The sequence below is a fragment of the Nonomuraea sp. NPDC049378 genome (assembly GCF_055586745.1).
Genome location: NZ_JBVJHP010000004.1, coordinates 134,916 through 156,653 on the forward strand (window position 1 = coordinate 134,916; position 21,738 = coordinate 156,653).

General features: G+C 70.8%; 20 protein-coding genes. 17 read left to right on the forward strand and 3 right to left on the reverse strand.

From position 1 onward, the window contains the following. Positions 1 to 7: 7 nt before the first annotated feature. On the reverse strand, positions 8 to 1,354 hold the full coding sequence (locus ACZ6SA_RS10630; protein ID WP_347644294.1) for a cytochrome ubiquinol oxidase subunit I: 1,347 nt from the start codon (positions 1,352 to 1,354) through the stop codon (positions 8 to 10). A 161-nt stretch (positions 1,355 to 1,515) separates the two neighbouring features. Between ACZ6SA_RS10630 and ACZ6SA_RS10635 the strand changes: the two genes are divergently transcribed. From ACZ6SA_RS10635 to ACZ6SA_RS10645, 3 genes are all read left to right on the forward strand, one after another. Further along, a complete protein-coding gene (locus ACZ6SA_RS10635; RefSeq protein ID WP_465827533.1) occupies positions 1,516 to 2,286 on the forward strand; it encodes an SRPBCC family protein in 771 nt (256 codons plus the stop codon). An 84-nt stretch (positions 2,287 to 2,370) separates the two neighbouring features. After that, positions 2,371 to 3,267 carry a hypothetical protein gene (locus tag ACZ6SA_RS10640; protein WP_465827534.1) on the forward strand — a complete coding sequence of 299 codons (897 nt, stop codon included), beginning with the start codon at positions 2,371 to 2,373 and terminating at the stop codon, positions 3,265 to 3,267. Between the two features lie 63 nt (positions 3,268 to 3,330). Continuing rightward, positions 3,331 to 4,002, forward strand: coding sequence for a DsbA family oxidoreductase (locus ACZ6SA_RS10645; protein ID WP_465827535.1), 672 nt, complete (start codon positions 3,331 to 3,333; stop codon positions 4,000 to 4,002). Here ACZ6SA_RS10645 and ACZ6SA_RS10650 read toward each other — a convergent pair. Then, a complete protein-coding gene (locus ACZ6SA_RS10650) occupies positions 3,987 to 4,616 on the reverse strand; it encodes a thymidine kinase (protein ID WP_347644290.1) in 630 nt (209 codons plus the stop codon). The genes ACZ6SA_RS10645 and ACZ6SA_RS10650 overlap by 16 nt on opposite strands. Before the next feature lie 243 nt (positions 4,617 to 4,859). Between ACZ6SA_RS10650 and ACZ6SA_RS10655 the strand changes: the two genes are divergently transcribed. From ACZ6SA_RS10655 to ACZ6SA_RS10695, 9 genes are all read left to right on the forward strand, one after another. Further along, a complete protein-coding gene (locus ACZ6SA_RS10655; protein ID WP_465827537.1) occupies positions 4,860 to 5,198 on the forward strand; it encodes a hypothetical protein in 339 nt (112 codons plus the stop codon). A 7-nt stretch (positions 5,199 to 5,205) separates the two neighbouring features. After that, complete coding sequence (locus tag ACZ6SA_RS10660; protein ID WP_347644288.1) at positions 5,206 to 7,218, forward strand: hydantoinase/oxoprolinase family protein; 2,013 nt, start codon at positions 5,206 to 5,208, stop codon at positions 7,216 to 7,218. A gap of 7 nt (positions 7,219 to 7,225) precedes the next feature. Continuing rightward, positions 7,226 to 9,301 (forward strand): hydantoinase B/oxoprolinase family protein, encoded by a 2,076-nt coding sequence (locus tag ACZ6SA_RS10665; protein WP_465827539.1) that lies wholly within the window; start codon positions 7,226 to 7,228, stop codon positions 9,299 to 9,301. 140 nt (positions 9,302 to 9,441) lie between these two features. Continuing rightward, positions 9,442 to 9,720, forward strand: coding sequence for a hypothetical protein (locus ACZ6SA_RS10670; RefSeq protein ID WP_465827540.1), 279 nt, complete (start codon positions 9,442 to 9,444; stop codon positions 9,718 to 9,720). A gap of 586 nt (positions 9,721 to 10,306) precedes the next feature. Further along, positions 10,307 to 10,684 (forward strand): peptidase inhibitor family I36 protein, encoded by a 378-nt coding sequence (locus tag ACZ6SA_RS10675; protein ID WP_347644285.1) that lies wholly within the window; start codon positions 10,307 to 10,309, stop codon positions 10,682 to 10,684. 394 nt (positions 10,685 to 11,078) lie between these two features. After that, positions 11,079 to 12,059: a hypothetical protein gene (locus ACZ6SA_RS10680; protein WP_465827542.1), complete on the forward strand. Its 981-nt coding sequence runs from the start codon at positions 11,079 to 11,081 to the stop codon at positions 12,057 to 12,059. Between the two features lie 43 nt (positions 12,060 to 12,102). Beyond that, entirely contained in the window at positions 12,103 to 12,987 is an 885-nt protein-coding gene (locus ACZ6SA_RS10685; RefSeq protein WP_465827543.1) for a Gfo/Idh/MocA family protein, read from the forward strand. Positions 12,988 to 13,063: 76 nt separating this feature from the next. Next, positions 13,064 to 14,071 (forward strand): NAD-dependent epimerase/dehydratase family protein, encoded by a 1,008-nt coding sequence (locus tag ACZ6SA_RS10690; protein WP_347644282.1) that lies wholly within the window; start codon positions 13,064 to 13,066, stop codon positions 14,069 to 14,071. A gap of 43 nt (positions 14,072 to 14,114) precedes the next feature. Continuing rightward, on the forward strand, positions 14,115 to 15,170 hold the full coding sequence (locus ACZ6SA_RS10695; RefSeq protein ID WP_347644281.1) for a dihydrodipicolinate synthase family protein: 1,056 nt from the start codon (positions 14,115 to 14,117) through the stop codon (positions 15,168 to 15,170). An 87-nt stretch (positions 15,171 to 15,257) separates the two neighbouring features. Here ACZ6SA_RS10695 and ACZ6SA_RS10700 read toward each other — a convergent pair whose 3' ends face one another. After that, complete coding sequence (locus tag ACZ6SA_RS10700) at positions 15,258 to 16,463, reverse strand: hypothetical protein (protein ID WP_347644280.1); 1,206 nt, start codon at positions 16,461 to 16,463, stop codon at positions 15,258 to 15,260. A gap of 74 nt (positions 16,464 to 16,537) precedes the next feature. On the opposite strand from ACZ6SA_RS10700, the gene ACZ6SA_RS10705 reads away from it, so the two are divergent. From ACZ6SA_RS10705 to ACZ6SA_RS10725, 5 genes are all read left to right on the forward strand, one after another. Then, a complete protein-coding gene (locus ACZ6SA_RS10705) occupies positions 16,538 to 17,674 on the forward strand; it encodes a DegT/DnrJ/EryC1/StrS family aminotransferase (RefSeq protein WP_465827545.1) in 1,137 nt (378 codons plus the stop codon). A gap of 87 nt (positions 17,675 to 17,761) precedes the next feature. Next, positions 17,762 to 19,006: an ABC transporter substrate-binding protein gene (locus ACZ6SA_RS10710; RefSeq protein WP_465827547.1), complete on the forward strand. Its 1,245-nt coding sequence runs from the start codon at positions 17,762 to 17,764 to the stop codon at positions 19,004 to 19,006. Positions 19,007 to 19,024: 18 nt separating this feature from the next. Next, positions 19,025 to 19,891: a carbohydrate ABC transporter permease gene (locus ACZ6SA_RS10715; RefSeq protein WP_465827548.1), complete on the forward strand. Its 867-nt coding sequence runs from the start codon at positions 19,025 to 19,027 to the stop codon at positions 19,889 to 19,891. Beyond that, positions 19,888 to 20,757: a carbohydrate ABC transporter permease gene (locus ACZ6SA_RS10720; RefSeq protein ID WP_347644276.1), complete on the forward strand. Its 870-nt coding sequence runs from the start codon at positions 19,888 to 19,890 to the stop codon at positions 20,755 to 20,757. Before ACZ6SA_RS10715 ends, ACZ6SA_RS10720 begins: the two co-directional genes overlap by 4 nt. Then, a complete protein-coding gene (locus ACZ6SA_RS10725) occupies positions 20,754 to 21,707 on the forward strand; it encodes a hydroxyacid dehydrogenase (protein ID WP_465827550.1) in 954 nt (317 codons plus the stop codon). The genes ACZ6SA_RS10720 and ACZ6SA_RS10725 overlap by 4 nt, the downstream gene beginning before the upstream one ends. Positions 21,708 to 21,738 lie beyond the last annotated feature (31 nt).

A 21,738-nucleotide genomic window follows, 5' to 3' on the forward strand; every position in this document is an offset into this window, starting at 1 on the left:
CGCTCCCTCAGTACATCAGCGACGGTTCGAGCTGCTCGGTCGCGGCCGCGGGCCGCCGCTCCTCCTCGGCGCCCCCGCGGACGTGCCGGACGAGGAGCACGACCTCGGCGACGGCGAGCGCGCCGTACAGCAGCGTGAAGACGGTCAGCGAGGTGGCCACCTCGGCCAGGCTCACGCCGGGCGACACGCTGGCGGCCGTCAGCAGCTCGCCCGCGACCGTCCACGGCTGGCGGCCGATCTCGCTGAGCAGCCATCCGGCGGTGACCGCGGCCAGCGGCAGCGGCAGGGCCAGCAGGAACGCCCGCGCCAGCCATCTCGGCATGTCACGCCTTCCGCGGGTCAGCCAGAGGCCGAGCACCGACAGGCCCACCGTGGCCATCCCGAACACGATCATCACCCGGAACGACCAGAACACGACCGCCTGGTCCGGCCGGTAGTCCCCGGGGCCGAACTCCTGCTCGAAGCGCCGCTGCAGGTCCTCGGTGCCCTGGACGGTGGCGCCCGCGTCGTGGGTGGCCAGGAAGCTCAGGACGGCGGGGATCTCGATGCCCGGGGCGACGCTGAACGCCGCGCCGGCGGTGTCGCGCTCCAGCCCTTCGGCGGAGGCCAGCTTCATGGGCTGCTGCTCGTGCATCAGCCTGGCGGACGTGTCGCCCGTGCCCGCCACGACGGCCCCCGCGATCGCCGTCATGATGAGCGCGCCCCTGGCGGCGCCGCGCCACATGCCGGCGCGCGTCCTCAGCAGCCAGTATCCGCTCACGGCCAGCACGAAGCCGCCCGCCACGACGAACGCCGCCCCGATCACGTGGGGCACCTGGGCCAGCGCCGTGGGGTTGGTCAGCACCGCCCACAGGTCGGTCATCCTGGCCTTGCCGCCGACGACCTCGTAGCCGACGGGGTGCTTCATCCAGGCGTTGGCGGCCAGGATGAAGTAGGCCGACAGGTTGGAGCCGATGGCGGCCGCCCAGATGCACGCCAGGTGCGCCCTCTTCGGCAGCCGGTCCCAGCCGAAGATCCACAATCCCAGGAACGTCGACTCCATGAAGAAGGCCAGCAGCGCCTCCATCGCCAGGGGCGCCCCGAAGACGTCGCCGACGAACGTGGAGTATTCACTCCAGTTCATCCCGAACTGGAACTCCTGCACGATGCCGGTGACCACGCCCATGGCGAAGTTGATGAGGAAGAGCTTGCCGAAGAACTTCGTGAGCCGCAGGTAGTGCTCCTTGCCCGTGCGGTGCCAGGCCGTCTGCAGGCCCGCCACGAAGACGCCCAGACCGATGGTCAGCGGCACGAACAGGAAGTGGTACACGGTGGTCACCCCGAATTGCCACCGTGCGAGGTCAAGTGCGTCCATCGTCTGCGTCGACTCCCGTGAGCTCTACAGGCTGTAGTACATCTACTTGCAGTAGTACTACAAGCTGTAGAGCAATGGGGTGCGACCTTGGTCACAGTCCCTCTCCCCGTCTGGCAGGTGTTGCCCTTATCGGCCAGCACGCGGCCGCCTAAAGTTGCTCCATGAAGGTGGGTGGCAGCGCCGTGATCGGCGTTCAGAGAGATCAGGTGTGGACGGCGCTCCAGGATCCGGCGGTGCTGGTGCGCACCATCCCGGGGTGCGAACGCCTGGAGGAGTCGGGACACGACACGTACCGGATGACGGTCAACGCGGGTGTCGCCTCCATCAAGGGGGTCTACCAGGGGGAGGTGGCGCTGACCGACCCGCTCGCGCCCGAGTGCTTCACGCTCAGGGCCCGCGGGCAGGGCGCGCCGGGGACGGTCGACGCCACCGTCGTGGTACGGCTGACCGAGATCGACGGCGGCACCCGCGTCGACTACGACGCCGACGCCGTGATCGGCGGGATGATCGGCGGAGTCGGGCAGCGCATGCTCGGCTCGGTGGCCAGGCGGACGGCGGGCGAGTTCTTCTCGGCCGTCGAGGAGCACCTGCTCGCACCGGCGGAAACGCCCGCCACCATCTCAGGTGCGGCGGCTCCGGCCTCCGGAGACCTGGCTCTCTCCGGCCCGGCCCCCGGCGGCCTGGCCGCGGAGGCTCCCGCCGGCCCGGCTTCCGGCGGTCCGGGTGGGCAGGGCGTCACCGCGTCCGGAGCCGCCGCGGCCGTGGGTGGCGCCCGGCCGGCCGGGGCCGTTCACCAGCGGCCCGCCAAGGCGCGCGCGGAGACGCGGCCATGGGTGATGCTGGCGTCGTTCGGCATGGGCGCGGGCGTGGCGGTCGGAGGTGTCGTGGTGGGCTGGCTGCTCGGCCGCGGCTCCCGGCGCCGAGACCCCTGACGGCGGGCGGAAACAGGTGGTGAGGGGCGTGGCGGCGTGGCCGGGGCTCTCGCGGAAAAGGATCTCCCGGCGTAGCGTGGCTGTATGCGGCAGGCACACGCTGAAGACGCGAGGACCGAGGCCAGACGAGTCGTACGCAACCTGCTCGGCGAGGAGCGCCCGACGGCCCCGACCCTCATCGACGGCGTACGCCCCGTGCTCGGCGACGAGCGGACCGATCGCACGCTGGAGCTGGCGCTCGGGGCCTCGCTCACGAGACGCTCCGCCGAGCTGGCCGCCATCGCCGCACTGCTGGTCGGCACCCGCGAGCTGGGCGCGGAGTGGTGGACGCGGCCCAGGGGCGGCAAGCTGCCCCCTCCCGACGAGGTGGTGCGCACGGCCGTCGCGATCGAGCCGTGGACCGATCTGACCGCGCTGGAGATGCTGGCGGCCTGGATCGCCGACGACGCCGCCGACCAGCTGTGGGGCCGGCCGGTCGCCCAGGTCGATCTCAACTCCTGGCAGGCGGAAGACCGTTTCCGCCTGCCGCCGGGGGTCAGGCCGGGGCAGCGGCTCGTGGTCCACTTCGACGCCGGCGGGCGGCTCGACGCGGTCGTCACGCGCCGGACCGACGACGACCTCGGATCCAATCTGGACTTCCAGTCGCTGCGTTACTCGCGGCCCGCCGAGGCGCAGTGGAGCTGGGGCGTGGCGGCCGGGCTCGGGCCGCACCGGCTGCCGGGGGAACGCCCCGACCCCTACGCGCGCGAGGTCCCCGCGGCGGCCTCGGGCGTGCTCCGCGACTGGGCCGTGCGCCACGGAGCCACCCGCGAGCAGCTGGGCGAGCGGTGGGAGACCGTGGGGGACGTCGTGGCCGCCATCGAGCGGGTCGACTGGATGTGGCGCAGCGGCGAGTGGTTCGGGTGGTGGCGCGGCGCGTCGGCGCTGGTGGACGACTCGGCCTACCTGCCGTACCGGCTGGAGGAGCTCGCCGCGGGCTGATCCGCCCCGGGCGGGGGCGGCGCGGGAGGAATCAGCGCGCGGGGCGGAAGGTTGCATCGGTACATGAAGGTCGAGATTTTCTCCGATGTCGTATGCCCCTGGTGTTACATCGGGCATGTCAGGTTCGCTCGGGCGGCTGAGCGGTTCCGGGCCAGGGGCGGCACCCTCGAGGTGACGATGCGCCCGTTCCAGCTCGACCCCGGCGCCTCCGCGCAGGGCGAGCCCGCCCTTCCCGCGCTCGAGCGGAAGTTCGGGGCGAACGCCCGCCAGATGACCGAGCGCGTCGTCACCACCGCCGCCGGCGACGGCCTGCGGCTCGACTACGACAAGGCCGTCGCCGCCAACACGTTCGAGGCGCACCGGCTGATCGAGGTGGCCACGCGGCAGGGGTTCGGCACGGAGATGGCCGAGCGGCTGTTCCGCGCGTACTTCACCGAGGGCAGGAACGTCGGCGACGCCGGCGTTCTCGGCGAGCTGGCGGCCGAGGCCGGGGTGCACGACGACGGGAAGGGCGCCGAGGAGGTGCGCGGGCAGCTCGCCAGGGCACGCGAGCTCGGGATCACGGGGGTGCCGCTGTTCCTGTTCGAAGGCAAGTTCGCGGTGTCGGGCGCGCAGCCGGAGGAGACCCTCGCGGCCGCGATCGACGAGGTGGCCGAGCGCACGGGGCAGGCGCCGATCACCCAGCTCGCCGCCCCCGCCGACGGTTGCGACGACGACGGCTACTGCGCCGTCTGAACGGGCTCGTGCGCGGGCTCGTGACCGGCGTCCGCCGAGCCCTCGCCGAGCCGGCCGGAGCGGTGGTGCCTGCGGCAGAGCACCTGGTAGCGCACGCGTGCGGCGTCGGTGTCGCCGATCACGACCTGCTCGCCCGTACGCGCCATCGCCCCGCCCACGACCCTGGCGTTCAGCTGCCCGGGCCGGCCGCACCAGCACAGCACCTCGACCTGCAGCCGGCACACCTCGTCGGCCAGCTCGAACAGCCGCTGGGCGGCAGGGAACATCACCGAACGGAAGTCGGAGGCCAGCCCGAACGCGTACACGTCGACGCCGTGCTCGTCCACCAGGTCGGCGAGCTGCTCGATCTGCCCGACCGTGTAGAAGCAGGCCTCGTCGCAGATCAGGTAGTCGATCCTGTCGTGCGCGGTCACCAGCCGGACGAGGTCGAGATCGTCCTCCACCTCGATCGCCTCGAGACCGAGCCCTATCCGGCTGGTGACCTTGGGGCCGCCGGAGCGGTCGTGCTTGGTCAGCACCAGGCCGCGCCGCCCTTGCCGGCCGTGGTTGTAGTTCATCTGGAGGGCGAGCGTGGACTTCCCGCAGTCCATGGGGCCGAAGTAGAACTTCAGCACGGCATCCCTGACACCAGACGGCACCGCAGACAAGGCAGACACTTCAGTCACAGGCCGCCAGCTTAGTGGCTTGGCTTGTTCCATGACCTCATGGGACATTTCTCCCCTGGAGTTACAGGAGGAAGTGTGGTCACCGATAATTCGCCGTCCAACCCGCCCTCGACCCCGCCGTCCGGGGGGCCGTCCGGGGGGCCTTCCGGAGGGCCGTCCAGCGGGCCGTCCAGCCCTCCGGCACTCGACGCGATGATGTCTCAGGACGACATCACGGCCGCCCAGGCCGAGGCGACCCGATGGCGCTACGGATTCCTCGTCGTCGTCACCGGGATCGTCGCCGTCCTGGTCGCCTTCGGCGCCGCCGTGTTCGCCACCCGGGAGTTCGCCGTGCTGTTCGCGGGCGTGGCCGGTGTGATCGGCACCATCATCGGAGCGTATTTTGGGGTGCAGGCCGGTCAGTCCGGCAAGGCCAGGGTGGAGGCAGAGCTCTCCCGCTCCCAGGAGATGGTGGTGAGGCTGGCCGCGTACGTCGGCACAGACAACGCGCCCCGGGTCATCGACGAAGTTCTCGGCCGTCGCCGAAGCTAGAGGAGCCATGCGTAGCGTCCGTATCGGAGTGGACACCGGAGGCACCTTCACCGACGTCGTGGCGGTGGACGAGCAGACCGGTGAGATCCTCACCACCAAGACCCCCTCGACCCCCGCGAACCCGGCGGACGGGTTCGTCTCGGGCATCGAGAAGCTGGGTGAGCTCGACATCGGCTCGATCGTGCACGGCACCACGGTGGCGACGAACCAGCTGCTCGAAGACCGCATCGCCGACCTCGGGTTCATCACGACCGAGGGCTTCGAGTTCATCCTGGAGATCGCCAGGCAGAGCGTGCCCGACGGCTACGGCAACTCCTACTTCTGGGTCAAGCCGCCGAGGATCGTGCCCGTGCACCAGGTCAGGACCGTCGGCGGGCGGCTCGACCACCTGGGCGAGGAGGTGTGGCCGTTCTCCGAGGAGCAGGCCGTCGAGGTGGCCCGCTGGTTCAAGGCCAGGGGCATCACCGCGATCGGGGTGTGCTTCCTGCACGCGTACGCCAACCCCGAGCACGAGCGGCGCATGCGCGAGGTGCTGTGGCGCGAGCACCCGGAGGCGGTGATCTCCTTGTCGAGCGACGTGCTGCGCGAATACCGCGAGTACGAGCGCTCGGTGACCACCCTCGTGGACGCCGCCGTCAAACCGGCGATGCGCGGCTACATCGCCGGCCTGTCCAACCGGCTCGGCACGCCGTTCTCCGTGATGAAGTCGAACGGCGGCATCCTGTCGGCCCGCGAGGTCGTCAACCAGCCGATCACCACGGTGCTGTCGGGGCCCGCGGCGGGCGCGCTCGGCGCGGCGCTCATCGCGTCCACGGCGGGCCGCCGGTCGGTGATCACGCTGGACGGCGGCGGCACCTCCACCGACGTGGCCGTGGTGGTCGACGGTGAGCCGTCCATCACCACGGAGGGGTCCGTCGGCCGCTACCCGTGCAAGATCCCGATGATCGACATCGTCACCGTCGGGGCGGGCGGCGGCTCGATCGCGTGGATCTCGCCCGAGGGCACGCTCAAGGTCGGGCCGAAGTCCGCCGGCGCCGACCCGGGCCCGCTCTGCTACGGCAAGGGCGGCACGGAGGTGACGGTCACCGACGCGCACGTGTTCCTCGGACGCATCCCGCCGCACCTGCTGGGCGGGGAGATCCCGCTGGACGCCGGCGCCGCCCGCGCGGGCATCCAGGCGCTGGCCGGCAAGCTCGGCCTGACCCCCGAGCGCACGGCGACGGGCATCCTGGAGATCAGCGCGTTCAACCAGAGCAACGCGATCCGGCAGCTCACCGTCAAGCGCGGGCTGGACGTCCGGGACTTCCCGCTGGTGACGTTCGGCGGGTCAGGGCCGCTGCTGGCCTGCCGGCTGATCGACATCCTCGGCCTGCCGTCCGTGGTCGTCCCGCGCGACCCCGGCAACGTGTCGGCGTTCGGGCTGCTCACGGTCGACGTCAAGAACGACTACGTCCGTACGTACGTCACCCGCGACCTCGAACTCGGCAAGGCGGTCGAGATCTTCCACGACCTGGAACATCAGGCGGGCGAGGCGCTGGACCGCGAGGGCTTCGACGACCCGGTCTACGTGCGCAGCGCCGACCTGCGCTACTACGGGCAGGCGTACGAGGTGCGGGTGGCCGCTCCCGCGGGCGAGATCGACGAGGCCTGGCAGGCCGAGGTCGTCGACCGTTTCCACGCCGCCCACGAGAAGCTGTACGGCTACGCCTACCGCGACGACCCCCGCCACGGCGTCGAATGGGTCAACCTGCGCGTGTCCGGCATCGGCCCCATCAGCCGTCCGGTCATCCCCCGCCTGGACAAGGCGGGCGAGGGCGCCACCTCGGTGCGTCCCGTGCACTTCGACGAGACCCGCGACACCCCCATCCACCAGCGCTCCGCGCTCGGCCCCGGCGCCACGGTCACGGGCCCGGCGGTGATCGAGGAGTACGGCTCCACGATCCCCATCCACCCGGGCTTCACCGCGACGGTGGACGACTTCGGCAACGTGGAGATATCCGCAGTGGACGAGGAACGGTGAACGACCGATGAACACGGCTGACCCCATTCTGGTGGAGATCGTCGAGGGGACCCTCGCGTCCGTCGAGAAGGAGGTCGAGACGGCCATCGCGCGCACGGCCCGCTCGCCGATGATCCGCGACGCCCACGACTTCCGCGCCGGCATCCACGACGTGCGCATGCGCAAGCTGACCGGCCGCTCCTACAGCGCGCTGGTGCAGCCGGTCGTGCGCGACTTCCCCGTCGAGACGATGAAGCCCGGCGACGTCTACTTCCACAACGACGTCTACCTCTCGGAAGGCGGCATCGGCCACCTGCCCGACCTGTGCGTCACCGTGCCGGTGTTCCACGAGGGGGAGGTGGTGGCGTTCGTGCAGGCGTTCGGCCACCACGACGACATCGGCGGATCCGTGCCCGGGTCCATGCCCTCGCACGCCCGGTCGGTCTACGAAGAGGGCCTGATGGTGCCGCCCATCAAGCTGTGGGACGAGGGCGTGCCCAACGAGGCCGCGCTGCGCATCATGACCCGCAACTCCCGCATGCCCGACTCCCTCGCCGGCGACCTCGACGCCGAGTGCTCGGCCTGCCTCATGGGGGCGCGGCGGCTGGCGGAGCTGTTCGACCGGTACGGCAGGCAGGCCGTCGAGGAGAGCTTCGACGCGATCATCGGCAAGACCACCGAGACGTTCCGCAGGGAACTGCTCGCCAAGATCCCCGAGGGCACGTACGTGTGGGAGGACTACGCCGAGCACGACGGCGTGGACGAGCCGCGCCTGCACGCCCAGCGCATCACCCTCACCGTCGACCACTCCGCCCTCGGACACGCGGGCGGCCAGGCGCCGCTGACCATCGACTTCACCGGCACGTCGCCGCAGGCCAAGGGGCCGATCAACCACGCGGGCGACTACGCCGACGGCGTGTTCATGAAGAAGTGGCTGGCCCCGGTGCTGCGCAACCTGGCCGACACGCCGGAGCGCATGGCCGAGCTCGACGTCAACGAGGGCGTCGTCCCCCTCATCAACATGATCTTCCCGGAGAAGGGCAGCCTGCTCACCCCGGTCTTCCCCGCTCCCACCAACGCCCGCACGTTCGTCATCCTGCGGCTGCTCGGCGTGCTGGCGGGCGTGCTCGCCAAGGCCACGGGCGGGCGCATGCCGGCCGACCAGGAGACCATCCGCTACACCGGCGTCCACGGCACCGGCGCCGACGGCGAGCCGTACCTGATGCGGGAGGTGCTGGGCGGCGGCTCCGGCGGGCGCTGGTACGCCGACGGCGAGGACACCATCCACGTGGTGCCCGACTCGCGCAACATCCCCGTGGAGTTCGCCGAGGCCCGCTGGCCGTTCCGGGTGGAGCGCCTGGCGCTGGCCTGCGACTCGGGCGGGCCGGGCATGTTCAGGGGCGGTCTCGGCTACGACAAGCACATCAGGATGCTCAGGGACGCGTCGTACATGTCCATCGCCGACCGCTCGATCCTGTCCTGCTGGGGCGTCAACGGCGGCCTGGCCGGGCGGCCGTTCCGCGTGGAGATCGCGGGCAAGGAGATGGAGGGACTGGTCGACGACCACCCGGTGCAGGCGGGAGAGCTGATCAGGATCCGCACCACCGGGGGCGGCGGATGGGGCTCACCCTACGATCGCGACCCCCGGGCGGTGGCCGCGGACGTGCGCGACGGGAAGGTGTCGATCGCCGGCGCGCTGGGCGACTACGGCGTGGTGCTCGACGGCGATCGTATCGACGAGCAGGGCACCGCCGAGCTGAGGGCCCGGCTGCGGCCTCCGGCCGGACGGTTCTTCGACCGCGGGCCGGGGTACGCGAAACTCGCCGGCCGGCCCTTCGCGGACGTCGACGAGCTCAGCGGCCCTCTCGACAGCGGCCCTCCCGACAGCGGCCCGCCCCATGACGGCGCGCCTGACAGCGGCCCGTCGCACGGCGGCCCGCCTGAGAGCGGCCGGTCCCATGACGGCCCGCCCGGCGGCCCGCCCGGCGGCCCACCCGGCGGCCCACCCGGCGGCCCGCCCGGCGGCCCGCCCGACAGGGGCGCCCCCGGCGATGGCCCGGCCGACGGCGGCTCGCCCGGCGAAGGCCCGGTCGGAGAGCCCTGACAGGTCCCCCCCCGACCCGGGAAGAGTGGCGAGCCACGGGTTCGGTCAGCGCTGGTTCGGTCAGCGCTGGTTCGGTCAGCGCTGGTTCGGTCAGGGCGTGTCGAAGCTGGCGACGTAGGTGGCCGACATGCCTCGTCACCGTGCCCCTGGGCCTCGGCGCGGCGCAGCCGCTCGCCCGCCGCCGCCACCACGTCGAGCCGCACGCCGGCCGCCTCTTCTCTCCCGCCTGCGTGATCAGCCGGGTGTCCTTCGCCGCGTTGCTGACGGCGAAGCCGGTCGTGAAGTCGCCCTCCGGGATCGACGCCGATCTCGCCTGGAAGCAGGGGCCGTCCATCGGGCCACCGGTGATCACTCGGCGGATCGGGCCGGGGTCGACGCCGAGCCGTGGCCGGCGCGAGGGCCCGCTTGCCGGCGGTTGACACGGTGGCGATGACTCGCCCCGCACCGAAGAGCCGGGCCGGCTGCACAGCCAGCGGCCCGACGCCGCCAATCGTTGGGTAATGTGCACGCTTCGTGTGAGTATCTGCGCTTATGCGGAGCCGGGCGAGCTCGCCTCATGTCTGTTTCGTGTGACGAATCGAACCCGACTCACCGCGTGGAGGCAGGCCCGGCTCGACCGCCGCCCCACCGGAGTACCCATCTCACCGACCTGCGCGACATCTTCAACTCGATCCCAGGTCGGGCACGTAGGACACGTCGATGCGGGAGAGGCCGCAGCCGATGCAGTGGAAGCGCAGCGGGCAGGCGTGTCCGCCGGCGGCAACGTGAGCGAGTCCCGCTTCAGTACGCCTATCCCGAGCCTTCTTGCTGGCACACCGGTCAAATGACTGATTCGCCGTGATGCGGCGCATGCCAGCCTGCTGGGGCCAACGCAAGATCAGGTTCCGGTGGTCTTCCTCATCCCGCCTCGTGCGCGGAGTACCGCGGGTTGGCCCGACCGGACTATACGGTCTCGTGTTCATCACTCGCGCTCCCGGTCGGAGCCGAGCCAAAGAAGGGGACTCCATGAAGCGAATCGCAAGGTGCGCGGCCAGCGTCGCGCTCGCCGCGGCCGGCCTACTGGGAAGCAGCGCCACTGCCCAGGCCGCCATCATCTACTGTAAACCCGGTGATATCTGCCTTTTCGAGCACACAAACTTCGAAGGGTATCGTGTAGACATGCAAGCCAATCAAGAAGACGTTTATTCTTGGTGTCGCAATCTGGGAGCAATCAACAACGAAGTAAGCTCAATGAAGAACGCATCCATAGAAAACGTATGGTTCTTCGACGGTAGAAATTGCACCGGAACTAAGGGCTACGTGGCGCTAAGCGGTTCGGAAGACTCTACCCTGAGTAACAACGGCTGGAACGACAGGGTCACCTCGATAGGGGGACCTCAATAAGCCTACCTGGTCTTTAGAAACCCGCGATCTGGATCTCCGCAAGCCTGCGACCTGCGATCAATTTTGCGAGGTTCGGATCAGCGATCTCTGTTTAATACTCGCTAATAGTTCGACGGCCGGCAACTCGTGTCGGCCGTCGAGCTCCTGGCCACCGTGCTGAGGACTGCCGCGCCGCACCGCTCGATTGTGAAGTTGCCTGGCAATACCTCCTTACGTCAAATGCCGGATGGCATCGACGGCCAACATCATGGGTCACCGGAGAAGCAGCGTGGGTGTGCGTTTGCGGGTTGTGAGTGCGGTCCTGCTATCTGGTATGACGGCTTGCTCGTCGCCGGCAGAGCCAAAGGCCCTCTCTGCACCGGTTCCGATCGGGCCGGAGGCCCGCAGGCTGTCAGTGCCATTCGACCGCTATGACTTCTCCCCGAAGGACATGTCGCTGCTCAAAAGCGCCGAGGACCTTTTCATCCATGACTGTATGCGGGCCCGTGGCATGAAGTGGCAGGTGCTACCTCCAGCTGTGGAGGATGAGATAGGACCGGCCAACCGCCGCCGTTACGGCGTTATCGAACCCGAGGTAGCCCGCCTGTTCGGCTATCACCCCGCCCCGGCACTCCCTTCGATGGCGCGGCGCAGCGCGGTGCATAAGCTCCGCATGGAACACCTCTCAGCCACGGAACGGCAGGCCGCGTACGGTAAGGCGGACGGCTGTCTCAAACATGCCCGCGACCGTATCCAGCAAGGAGTTCCGCCCGTCGACGCGAAGTTGTTCAACAAGCTGATTTTCGATACCTTCGCGCAGTCCAAGCGCGACTCCCAGGTCGTCCGGGCCTTCCAGGTGTGGAGCGCCTGCATGCGCGACGATGGCCTGCATTACCCCGATCCGCTGGCCGCCGCCGGCGACCAGCGGTGGGACCATGGCGAGCCGACCCAGGAAGAGCGTCGCGCGGCACAGGCCGACGTGCGATGCAAGGCGAAGAGCGACATGATCTCCGTCTGGTCCGCCGCGGAGAAGCGCCTTCAGGATGCCGCCATTCGCGCGCACCCTGCACAGTTCCGCACGCTACAGGCAGCCAAAGACCGGCAGCTTGACACCGCCCGCCGCATCCTGGCTGATCAGAACCAACGCCCGGCCGGGGCACCACTGTCGGGCTCCTCCGTGCCCTCCGCGCTCACCGCGTTCTTCTACGGCCAGGCGGCCGGCGACATCGAACGGATCATCACCGGCCCGGCGACGCAGTTCTGCTTCTTTGGCATGTGGTCGTCGCTGTACGCCTACACGCCCGGTCTTTTTCCCGCCAGATGCGGAGCGACCGCCGCCGGCAGGCTGGGCGCCCTCTCCGGCGCCGTCCTGGTCCCCGTGCCGCAGCTGCCATGATGGTCTCCATTTCCATCAGTAATCCGTGGAAAAGGGGACGATCGTGCGTATTGCTCTCGCCGGGCTCGCCACCAGCCACCCGTACACCGACGCCCGCACCCTGACCCGGCATGCCGAGCTGGTGGTGTGGGAGCCCGATCCCGAGCGGTTGCGGCGTTTCACCGACGAGCATCCGGCCGCGAAGGTGGCGGAGAGCCTGGCCGGGGCGCTGGGACACGAGCCCGACGGCGTGGTGCTGACCGTGCCCAACCCGCAGGTGCCCGCGGCGCTGGCCCGGGTGCTGGAGACGGGCGCGGCGTGTTTCGTGAACAAGCCGGCCGCCGCGACCAGGGGCCAGCTCGACGCGCTCGACCGGCTGCCGATCCACGAGCGGGTGATGTCGACGTCGGTGCTGCGGTTCGCGCCCGCCTTCGCGGGGCTGCGGGCCGTCCCGGACGAGCTGCTCGCCGTGCGTGCCACCGTGCGCCATGACGTGGGCCTCTGGGCGTCCGGCTACAACGCCTGGCAGGACACGCCGGGCGAGGGCGGCGGCACGATGGTGACCATGGGGATTCACGGGGTGGAGCTGCTGGTGGCCCTGCTGGGCCCGGACGTGCGGCTGGCCGGGGCCGCCCGGTCCACGCGGCATTACGGTGCGCTGCGTTCGGAGGACACCGGGGTGATGGCCCTGCGGTGGGGCGGCGGCGTGCTCGGCACGGTCGAGGTGCTCGGCGTCTCCGAGACGGAGTCCTACGCGATCACGCTGCACGGACGCGACTCCACCGAGACCGTGCTCATCGAGGGCGGCGACGACCCGATGAGGGGCCTCGGCTACGAAGGCACCATCGACGCGTTCCTCGCCATGGTGGGAGGCGCGCCCAGCCCGGTGCCGTGGGAGCAGACCAGGGCCGTCCTCGACGTGCTCGTCTCGGCGAGGGAGAGCGCGTAGGGAGCCGTCCCGGCGTTGACAGCACGACTCTCGCGCAGTTACGGTCTGGACCGTAAATAGCGGATGGAGGACGTTCGTGCGGACGACGGCGGAACTCGAGGAGCGGCTGGCGCGGCCCGGCGCCGGGCTCGTCGACGACCTGGGCAGGCTGCCCGGCGACATCATGATCCTGGGCGCGGGCGGCAAGCTGGGCCCGAGCCTGGTGCGGCTGGCCCTCAACGCCACCCGCGGCGACCGGCGGATCATCGCGGTGTCCCGGTTCGGCGAGCCGGGCCTGGCGGACGCCCTCAGGGCGGACGGCGCGACGGTGGTGAGCGCCGACGTGTCCGACGAGCGGGCGCTGCGCGACCTGCCGGAAGCGCCCAACGTGGTCTTCCTGGTCGGCGCCAAGTTCGGCACGCAGGGGCGTGCCCACGCCGCCTGGTTCACCAACACCTACCTGCCCGGCCGGGTCGCCGACCGGTTCAGGGAGAGCAGGATCGCCGCCCTGTCCACCGGCAACGTCTACCCGCTCGTCCCCGTGGCCGGCGGCGGCAGCACCGAGGACTCGCCGGCCGGGCCCGTCGGCGACTACGCGATGAGCTGCCTGGGCAGGGAGCGGGTGCTGACGCACTTCTCCGAGACCTACGGCACCCGCGTGGCGCTGCTCCGGCTCAACTACGCCGTCGAGCTGCGCTACGGCGTCCTGGTCGACCTGGCGCAGAAGATCCTGGCGGGCGAGCCCGTCGATCTCACGACCGGCCAGGTGAACGTGGTCTGGCAGGGCTACGCCAACGAGGTGACGCTGCGGTCGCTGCTGCTGGCCGACGCGCCGCCGTACGTGCTCAACGTGACCGGTCCCGAGCTGATCTCGGTGCGGCAGGCCGCGCTGGCGCTGGGCGAGGCGCTCGGCAAGGAGCCGGTCCTCACCGGCGAGGAGGCCCCCACGGCGCTGCTGTCGAACGCGGGCCGCTGCCACCGGCTGTTCGGCTACCCGGAGCTGACCCCCGCCGAGCTCATCGAGCACACGGCGCGCTGGGTCGCGGACGGCGGGCCGCTGCTCGGCAAGCCCACCAAGTTCGAGCGCCGTGACGGGCGTTTCTGATCCACAGCTCACATCACCGCACCTATCACTTGGGGGGACTCACGTGCTCGGCACGGCTCCAGAGGCGCACGCGTCCGTGCGCGACCTGTTCAGGCGCGGCCTGGTGATCCCGGCGCACCCGCTCGCGCTGACCTCGGACAGGAAGCTGGACGAGCGCCGCCAGCGGGCGCTCACCCGCTATTACGTCGAGGCGGGCGCGGGCGGGCTGGCGGTGGGCGTGCACACCACGCAGTTCGCCATCCACGGCACCGGGCTGCTGGCTCCGGTGCTCGAACTGGCCGCCACGGTGGCGGGCGAGTACGCGCACGAGGTGGTGCTCGTGGCCGGCGCCACCGGGCCGACCGCGCAGGCGGTGGCGGAGGCCGAGCTGGCCAGGTCGCTGGGCTACCACATGGTGCTGCTCAGCCCGTACCGGGAGCTGGACGAGGACGGCCTGATCGAGCGGGCGCGGGCGGTGGGCGAGGTGCTGCCGGTGATCGGCTTCTACCTGCAGCCCGCGGTCGGCGGCCGCCACCTGTCCAGGGAGTTCTGGACGAGGCTGGCGCAGATCGAGGCCGTGGCCGGCATCAAGGCGGCGCCGTTCGACCGCTACCGCACCCTCGACGTGCTGCACGGCGTGGTGCGCGCGGGCCGGGCCGGCGAGGTCGCCCTCTACACCGGCAACGACGACCACATCCTGACCGACCTGATCACCTCGCACCGCGTGGTCGTGGACGGGCGGGAGGTGGACGTCGAGTTCGTCGGCGGGCTGCTCGGCCAGTGGGCGGTGTGGGTACGGCGGGCCGTGGAGCTGCTGGAACAGGCCAGGGCGGCGCGTTCAGGCGACGACGCGGCCGTGCGCCGGCTGCTCACCCTCGACGGGCACCTGACCGACGCGAACGCCGCCATCTTCGACTCCGCGAACGCCTTCCACGGCTGCATCCCCGGCATCCACGAGGTGCTGCGCAGGCAGGGCCTGCTGGAGGGCCGCTGGTGCCTGGACCCGGCGGAGGACCTGTCGCCCGGCCAGCTCGCCGAGATCGACCGGGTGCTGGCCGCCTATCCGGAGCTGCGCGACGACGAGTTCGTCGCGGAGAACCTCTCTCGCTGGCTCGCCTGAGCGATGGGCGGGGGCGGGGTGCCGGCGCGTCCGGCGGTGAACGGGGGCAGGGCGCCGGAGCGCCGGGCGGCAGCCGGCCGCGGGGCGCTAGAGCGTCAGGCGGTAGAGGGTCAGCGGGCGGCCGCTGGATCCGCTGGTGAGGTTGCCGGTGCGCTCGGCGAGCCCGGCCAGCTCCAGGCGGTGCAGCATGCGCCGGGCCGTGCGCTGCTGGACGGCCAGCCGGTCGGCGATCTCCCGCGTCGTCAGGGGTTCGTCGCCCGCGGCGGCCCGCGCCTCCAGGAGTTTCTCCAGCGTGGGCACCGACAGCCCGACCCGGCGGGCGATGACCGACAGGCTCTGCCGGCCCGCGGGCGTGGTGGTCACCGACTCCAGGACGATGTCGGCGTCCGCTCGCAACGACAGCACCGCGGCTACCGGGCCGATCCTGCGGGCCTTGGCCAGCGCGCGGCGCGCCAGGCTCTCCGCCTCCGCGGCGCTGCGTCCCAGGCCGAAGCCGACGCGGACCGCGTCGTTCTGGCCGGCCAGCCGGGCCAGCATGGGCAGCCCGGTGAAGCCGCCCGTGGCGTCGTGCAGCGGGCCGCGGGTCGTGACCAGCAGGTGCGTGCCGCCGCGGAAGGCCGCCAGCGTGCCGCCCAGGGCCGTGGCCTCGCGCAGCAGCCCCTCCTCGTTGGCCACCTCGATGAGCCCGAGCGCGATCTGGGCGTCCTCCTGCACCTGCCCCTCGGCGGTCAGCACGAGCTGGCGCAGCGCCACCCGTACGGAGTGCACGGACGGCACCAGGCGCAGCACGTGGCGCTCGTCGCGCAGCGCTTCGTACACGGAGCTCAGGCAGGTGATCACCGTGTGCGCGGGACTCCTGCGGTGGAAGGCGATCGCCTTCTGGGAGGTCATCCCGGGCCGGTAGGAGTGCGTGCGCAGCTCGCCGGTCGGCAGTCCGGCCTCGGTGAACGTGGCGTCGACGTCGGCGGCCGACAACGTGTCGATCGACAACATGGTGACGTCCTCGCCCTGGTGCTGGAGGCGTACGAGGGCGTTGAGCAGCGTCGCGCCGGAGTAGTCGACGAACGCGGCGGGACGGGTGAGGGCCTCGGCGTCGCGGGAGAGCATGTAGGGGACGATGCCGGTGAACAGCCAGCCCTCGACGGAGGTGGCGTGGGCCTCGACGATCGCGGGGGCCTGCGACTCATGGTCGTAGTCGAGGCGCAGGGTGCTCACGCCCGGCTGCTCCTCGCAGACGGCCGCGACGTCGTCGACCAGATCGTGCGGGCCGACGACTCCGATGACGATTCCCACGCACGCCTCCCTCTCGCTCATTTCGGTCAAGACCGCAATCATAACTGGTGAGGTGCCAGGTGAAGTTCCCGTCCATGGCAGAAGCAGACGGCCGCACCCTCGGCGACGAGGAGGTGGCCGCCGTCGAGCGGGTGATCCGTTCGGGCATGCTCAGCTCCGTCTGGGGGACCGAGGCGCGGGCGCTGGAAGGCGAGATCGCGCAGGCGTACGGCTCCCGCCATGCGATCGCGTGCAGTTCCGGCACCGCGGCCCTCCATCTGTCGGTCGTGGCGGCCGCGCCGGACCCAGGGGACGAGATCATCACGACACCGATCACGGACTTCGGAACCGTGGCCCCCATCCTGGCGCAGAACGCCGTTCCTGTCTTCGCCGACGTGGATCCGTCCGACGGAAATCTCGATCCCGGCGCGGTGGCCAGGCTCATCGGCCCGCGGACGAAGGCGATCATGGCGGTGCACCTGTTCGGGGCGCCGGCCAGGATCCACGAGTTGCGCGCGCTCGCCGACGAGCACGGCCTGGTGCTGATCGAGGACTGCGCGCAGGCCTGGCTGGCCGAGCTGCCCGGCGGCGGGCTCGCGGGGACGACGGGTCACGTGGCGTGCCTCAGCCTGCAGCAGTGGAAGCACATCACGTGCGGCGACGGCGGGCTGGCGATCACCAGCGACGACGAGCTGGCCAGGCGGATGCGGCTCTTCTCCGACAAGGGCTGGGACCGCGCGGCCGGGCGCTCGCACGCCTCCTTCGGGCTCAACTACCGCATGACCGAGCTCCAGGCCGCGGTGGCCCGCGCCCAGCTCGCCAAGCTTCCCGGCGTGGTCGCCGCGCGCCGCCGTACGGCCCTGCGGCTGATCGAGGCACTCAAGGACCTGCCAGGGGTACGGCTGCCGCGCCCGCAGGGCCACGCGTGGTGGCTCTTTTCGATCGTGTGCCCGGACGGCGACGCTCCCGAGCTGGCGGCGCACCTGGCGGCGGCCGGGATCCCGGCGCGCGCCGGATACCTCGCGGAGCCGCTGAACAGGGCGCCGGTGTGGCGGGCGGCCGTCTACGGGACCGCCCGCTTCCCGCTCGACGGCTACTCCCCGAACCCCTGCCCGCAGGCCGAGCGCATGGTGGACCGTACGCTGCTCGTCATCGACTGGAACGAGAACTACACGTCCGAGCACGTCGAGCTGATCGCCCAGGAAATAACGAAATTTCGGGCTCGGGGCTAGTCACGTTCATATCTCAGGCATTGACCAGGCCAAGTCCCGCTCACTAGGTTTCGGTCAGGACCGGTATTAAGCGAAAGGAAGCCGCCGATGAAGAAGGCAGCGGCAGTCGGCCTCGCGGCCGCCCTGAGCCTGGCGGCCGCCGGGTGCGGATCAGGCGGCGGCTCGGACAAGAGCTCCGTGACCCTGTGGATGTACCCCGTCATCGGGGACCAGGCGAAGAGCCAGGCGTTCTGGGGCAAGGTCGAGAAGGACTTCGAGGCCGCCAACCCCACGACCGACATCAAGATCGACCTGCAGCCCTGGGAGGGCCGTCAGGAGAAGGTCACCACGGCGCTCGTCTCGAAGAAGGGCTTCGACCTGGTCGTGCTCGGCCCCGACCAGATCCCGCAGTACGCCCAGCAGGGCACGATCGAGCCGGTCGACGACATCGTCGCCCCGGCCAAGGCCTCCTACCTGCCCAACTCGCTGACCGCCCTCACCGTCGACGGGAAGCTCTACGGCGTCCCCATCTACCAGACGATCACCGCGCCCATCTACAACAAGAAGCTGTTCTCCGAGGCGGGCGTGGACAAGGTGCCGGAGACGCTCGACGAGCTGAAGGAGGCCGCGCCCAAGCTGGCCGCCAAGAAGGTCGCCATCCTCGACTACCCGGGCAAGCCCGAGGTGACGCTCAACCAGAGCTTCTACCCGATCCTGTGGGCCAACGGCGGCACCGTCTTCGCCTCCGACGGCAAGAGCGTCGCGTTCAACGGCCCTGAGGGTGTGGCGAGCCTGCAGCTCCTGCTCGACCTGAAGGCCGCGGGCGGCCTGCCGCCGAACACCGCCAGCAAGGGCAACGACATCGAGGGCGGCCTGCTGGCCGCCGGCAAGACCGCCATGTACCACGCGGCCACCGCGGGCCAGGTCGACCAGCTCGCCACCGCCATCGGCGAGGAGAACGTCGGCATCGGCCTGCCCCTCGAAGGCACGAAGCGGGTCGCGTTCGGCATCCCCGGAGGCCTGATGGTGGCCAAGCACTCCGAGAACAAGGAGGCGGCCAAGAAGTTCGCCGCCTACCTGGCCTCGCCGGAGGTCTCCGCCGCGCTGGCCAAGGAGTCGGGCTTCTTCCCCGCGCGCACGGACGTGACCGTGCCCGGCCAGTCGGAGGCGTCCAAGGAGTTCGCCAAGTCCCTGCAGTACGCCTTCCCCGGCGACACCCACCCGAAGGCCCGGCAGGTGATGGGCGTGCTCGCCCCGCACATCCAGGCGGCGCTGCTCGGCAAGGAGGACGCGAAGACCGCGCTCGACGCGGCCGCCGAAGAGGCGAACCAGCTGCTCGGCAGCGGCGGCTGAGAGGGAAGGAACCACCTGGTGCGTCAACGCTTGCGTGACCCGGTCACCGGCCTGCTGTTCGTGCTGCCCGTACTCGTGCTCTTCCTGATCTTCCGGATCTTCCCGTCGCTGGGCGCGGCGGGAATGAGCCTGACGAACTGGAACATCGGCGGCGAGTGGGACATCATCGGCGCGGACAACTACATCCGGCTGCTCGACGACGTGAACTTCTGGCTGAGCCTGCGGGTCACCCTCGTGTACTCCGCCGTCTACGTGCCGCTCACCATGCTCGTGGCGCTCGGCACGGCGTTGCTGCTCAACCAGGTGGTCTTCATGCGCGGCCTGTTCCGCGGCATGCTCTTCCTGCCGTACGTGACCAGCTTCGTGCTCGCGGGCATCGTCTGGCGCTGGATCTACGAGTTCAACGGCCTGATCAACGGCCTGCTCGCCAAGGCCGACCTCGGCCCGGTCGCCTTCCTCGAGGAGTCGGGGGTGGTCTTGCCCGCCCTGGCGGTCGTGGCGGTGTGGAAGGGCTTCGGCTACTCGATGCTGATCCTGCTGGCCGGGCTCAAGGCGATCCCGTCCTCCTACCTGGAGGCGGCCAGCATCGACGGGGCGAGCGCGTGGCAGCGCTTCCGCAGGATCACGCTGCCGCTGCTCAGGCCCGCGATCTTCTTCGTCATGGTGATCGAGACGATCAGCGCGTTCCAGACGTTCGACACGGTGTACGTGATGACCGGCGGCGGCCCCGCCAGGGCGACGTACACCCTCATCTACGGCATCTACGACCACGGCTTCCGGTCGTTCGACTTCGGCTACGCCGCCACCTGGGGCATGGTGCTGTTCGCGATCGTGCTGGTCGTGTCGCTGGTCCAGCGCCGCTTCCTGGACCGGGGGAACACATGACGACCACCACGACCTCCCGTCCCTCCGTACGGGCCGAGACCCCCGGCGCGGCGCGCAGGCGGTGGTGGCGGGGCAGGTGGCCGCTGGCCGCCCTGCTCGCGCTGCTGTCGGTGCTGACCGTCAGCCCGTTCGTGGCGATGTTCATCGTGGCGCTGTCGCCGGCGGGCCGGCCGACCGTGCCCGCGCGGTGGCCGGAGTCGCTCACGCTCGACAACATCACGATGGTGTTGTCGTCGTCCGGCTTCGTCACCTGGACGATCAACTCGCTGATCTACGCCGTGGTCTCCGTGGTGATCATTCTGCTCACCTCGTCGATGGCGGGCTACGCCTTCGCCAAGAAGCGCTTCCCCGGCCGCGAGGCGATGTTCTGGACGTTCCTCGCGACCATGATGGTGCCGTTCCAGGCCACGCTCATCCCGACGTTCGTGCTGGTCAACAGCCTGGACGGGGTGGACACGTTCTGGGGGCTGATCGTGCCGACGCTGGCCAACTCGCAGGCCGTCTTCCTGATGCGGCAGTTCATCCTGGGCCTGCCGGACGAGCTGTTCGACGCCGCGAAGGTGGACGGCGCCTCCGAGTGGCGGGTGTACTGGACGATCGTGCTCCCGCTGACCAAGCCGATCCTGGCCACGCTGGGCGTGTTCGTGTTCCTGTGGCACTGGAACGACTTCCTGTGGCCGCTGGTCGTCGGGCAGAGCGACGCCACGCGCACGCTCACCGTGGGCCTGACCACGCTGCGGACCGAGGAGATGCAGCTGTCGCTGCTCATGGCGTCGGCCGCGGTGTCCGTGGTGCCGTGCCTGCTGGTGTTCTTCCTGCTGCAGCGCTACCTGGTCAACAGCATCGCGATGACGGGACTGAAATGATCGCCCTCAGCCTGGCTCCCGAGCTGCGCGAGATGTTCCTCCCGCCGCCCGTCTTCGCGCAGCTCCGGCGGCTGGCCCCGATCGGCCCGCTGGAGCGGGCGCGGGTGCTGGTCACCGGGTGGGACACCCCGCGCGTGGACGCGGAGACGCTGGCCCGCGCGCCGGAGCTGCGGCTCGTGGCGCACACGGGCGCGGCGGTGGGGTTCCTGGTCTCCGACGCGCTCTGGGAACGCGGCATCCGGGTGACCCAGACCGGAGCGGCGATGGCGCCCGCGGTGGGCGAGGTGGCGCTCACGTTCACGTTGTGCCTGCTGCACCAGGTGCACCGCTTCGACCACGGCCTGCGGTCCGGGTCGGGCTGGGCGGAGACCAGGCAGGCCGCCAGGCCCCGGCGCGAGCTGCGCGGCAGCGTGGTCGGCGTCGTGGGCGCCTCCCGCACCGGCAGGGCGTACGCGGGCCTGGTCCGGGCGCTGGGCGCGGAGCTGCTGCTCGCCGACCCGACCGTCTCCGCCGGTGAGGTGGCCGGGATGGGCGCCACGCTGGTGGAGCTCGACGACCTGCTGACGCGCAGCGACGTCGTGGCCCTGCACGCCCCCGCCATCCCGGCGACCCGGCACCTGATCGGCCGCAGGGAGCTGGCGCTCATGCCCGACGGCGCGGCGCTGGTGAACACCGCGCGATCGTGGCTGGTCGACCCCGCCGCGCTCCTCGACGAGCTGCGCGGCGGCAGGATCGACGCGGCACTCGACGTCTTCGACGAGGAGCCCCTCCCGGCGGACAGCCCGCTGCGCGGCCTGCCGAACGTGCTGCTCACGCCCCACCAGGCGGCGGGCACCGAGGAGGCCAGGCACCGGATGGGAACGCTGACGGTCGGCGAGATCGCCAGGTTCCTCGCCGGCGAGCCGCTCGAGCACGAGATCACCCGCGAACAGCTGCGCTGGACCGCCTAGCGCTCCCGAAGAGAGGGTCTAAGCTGTGCGA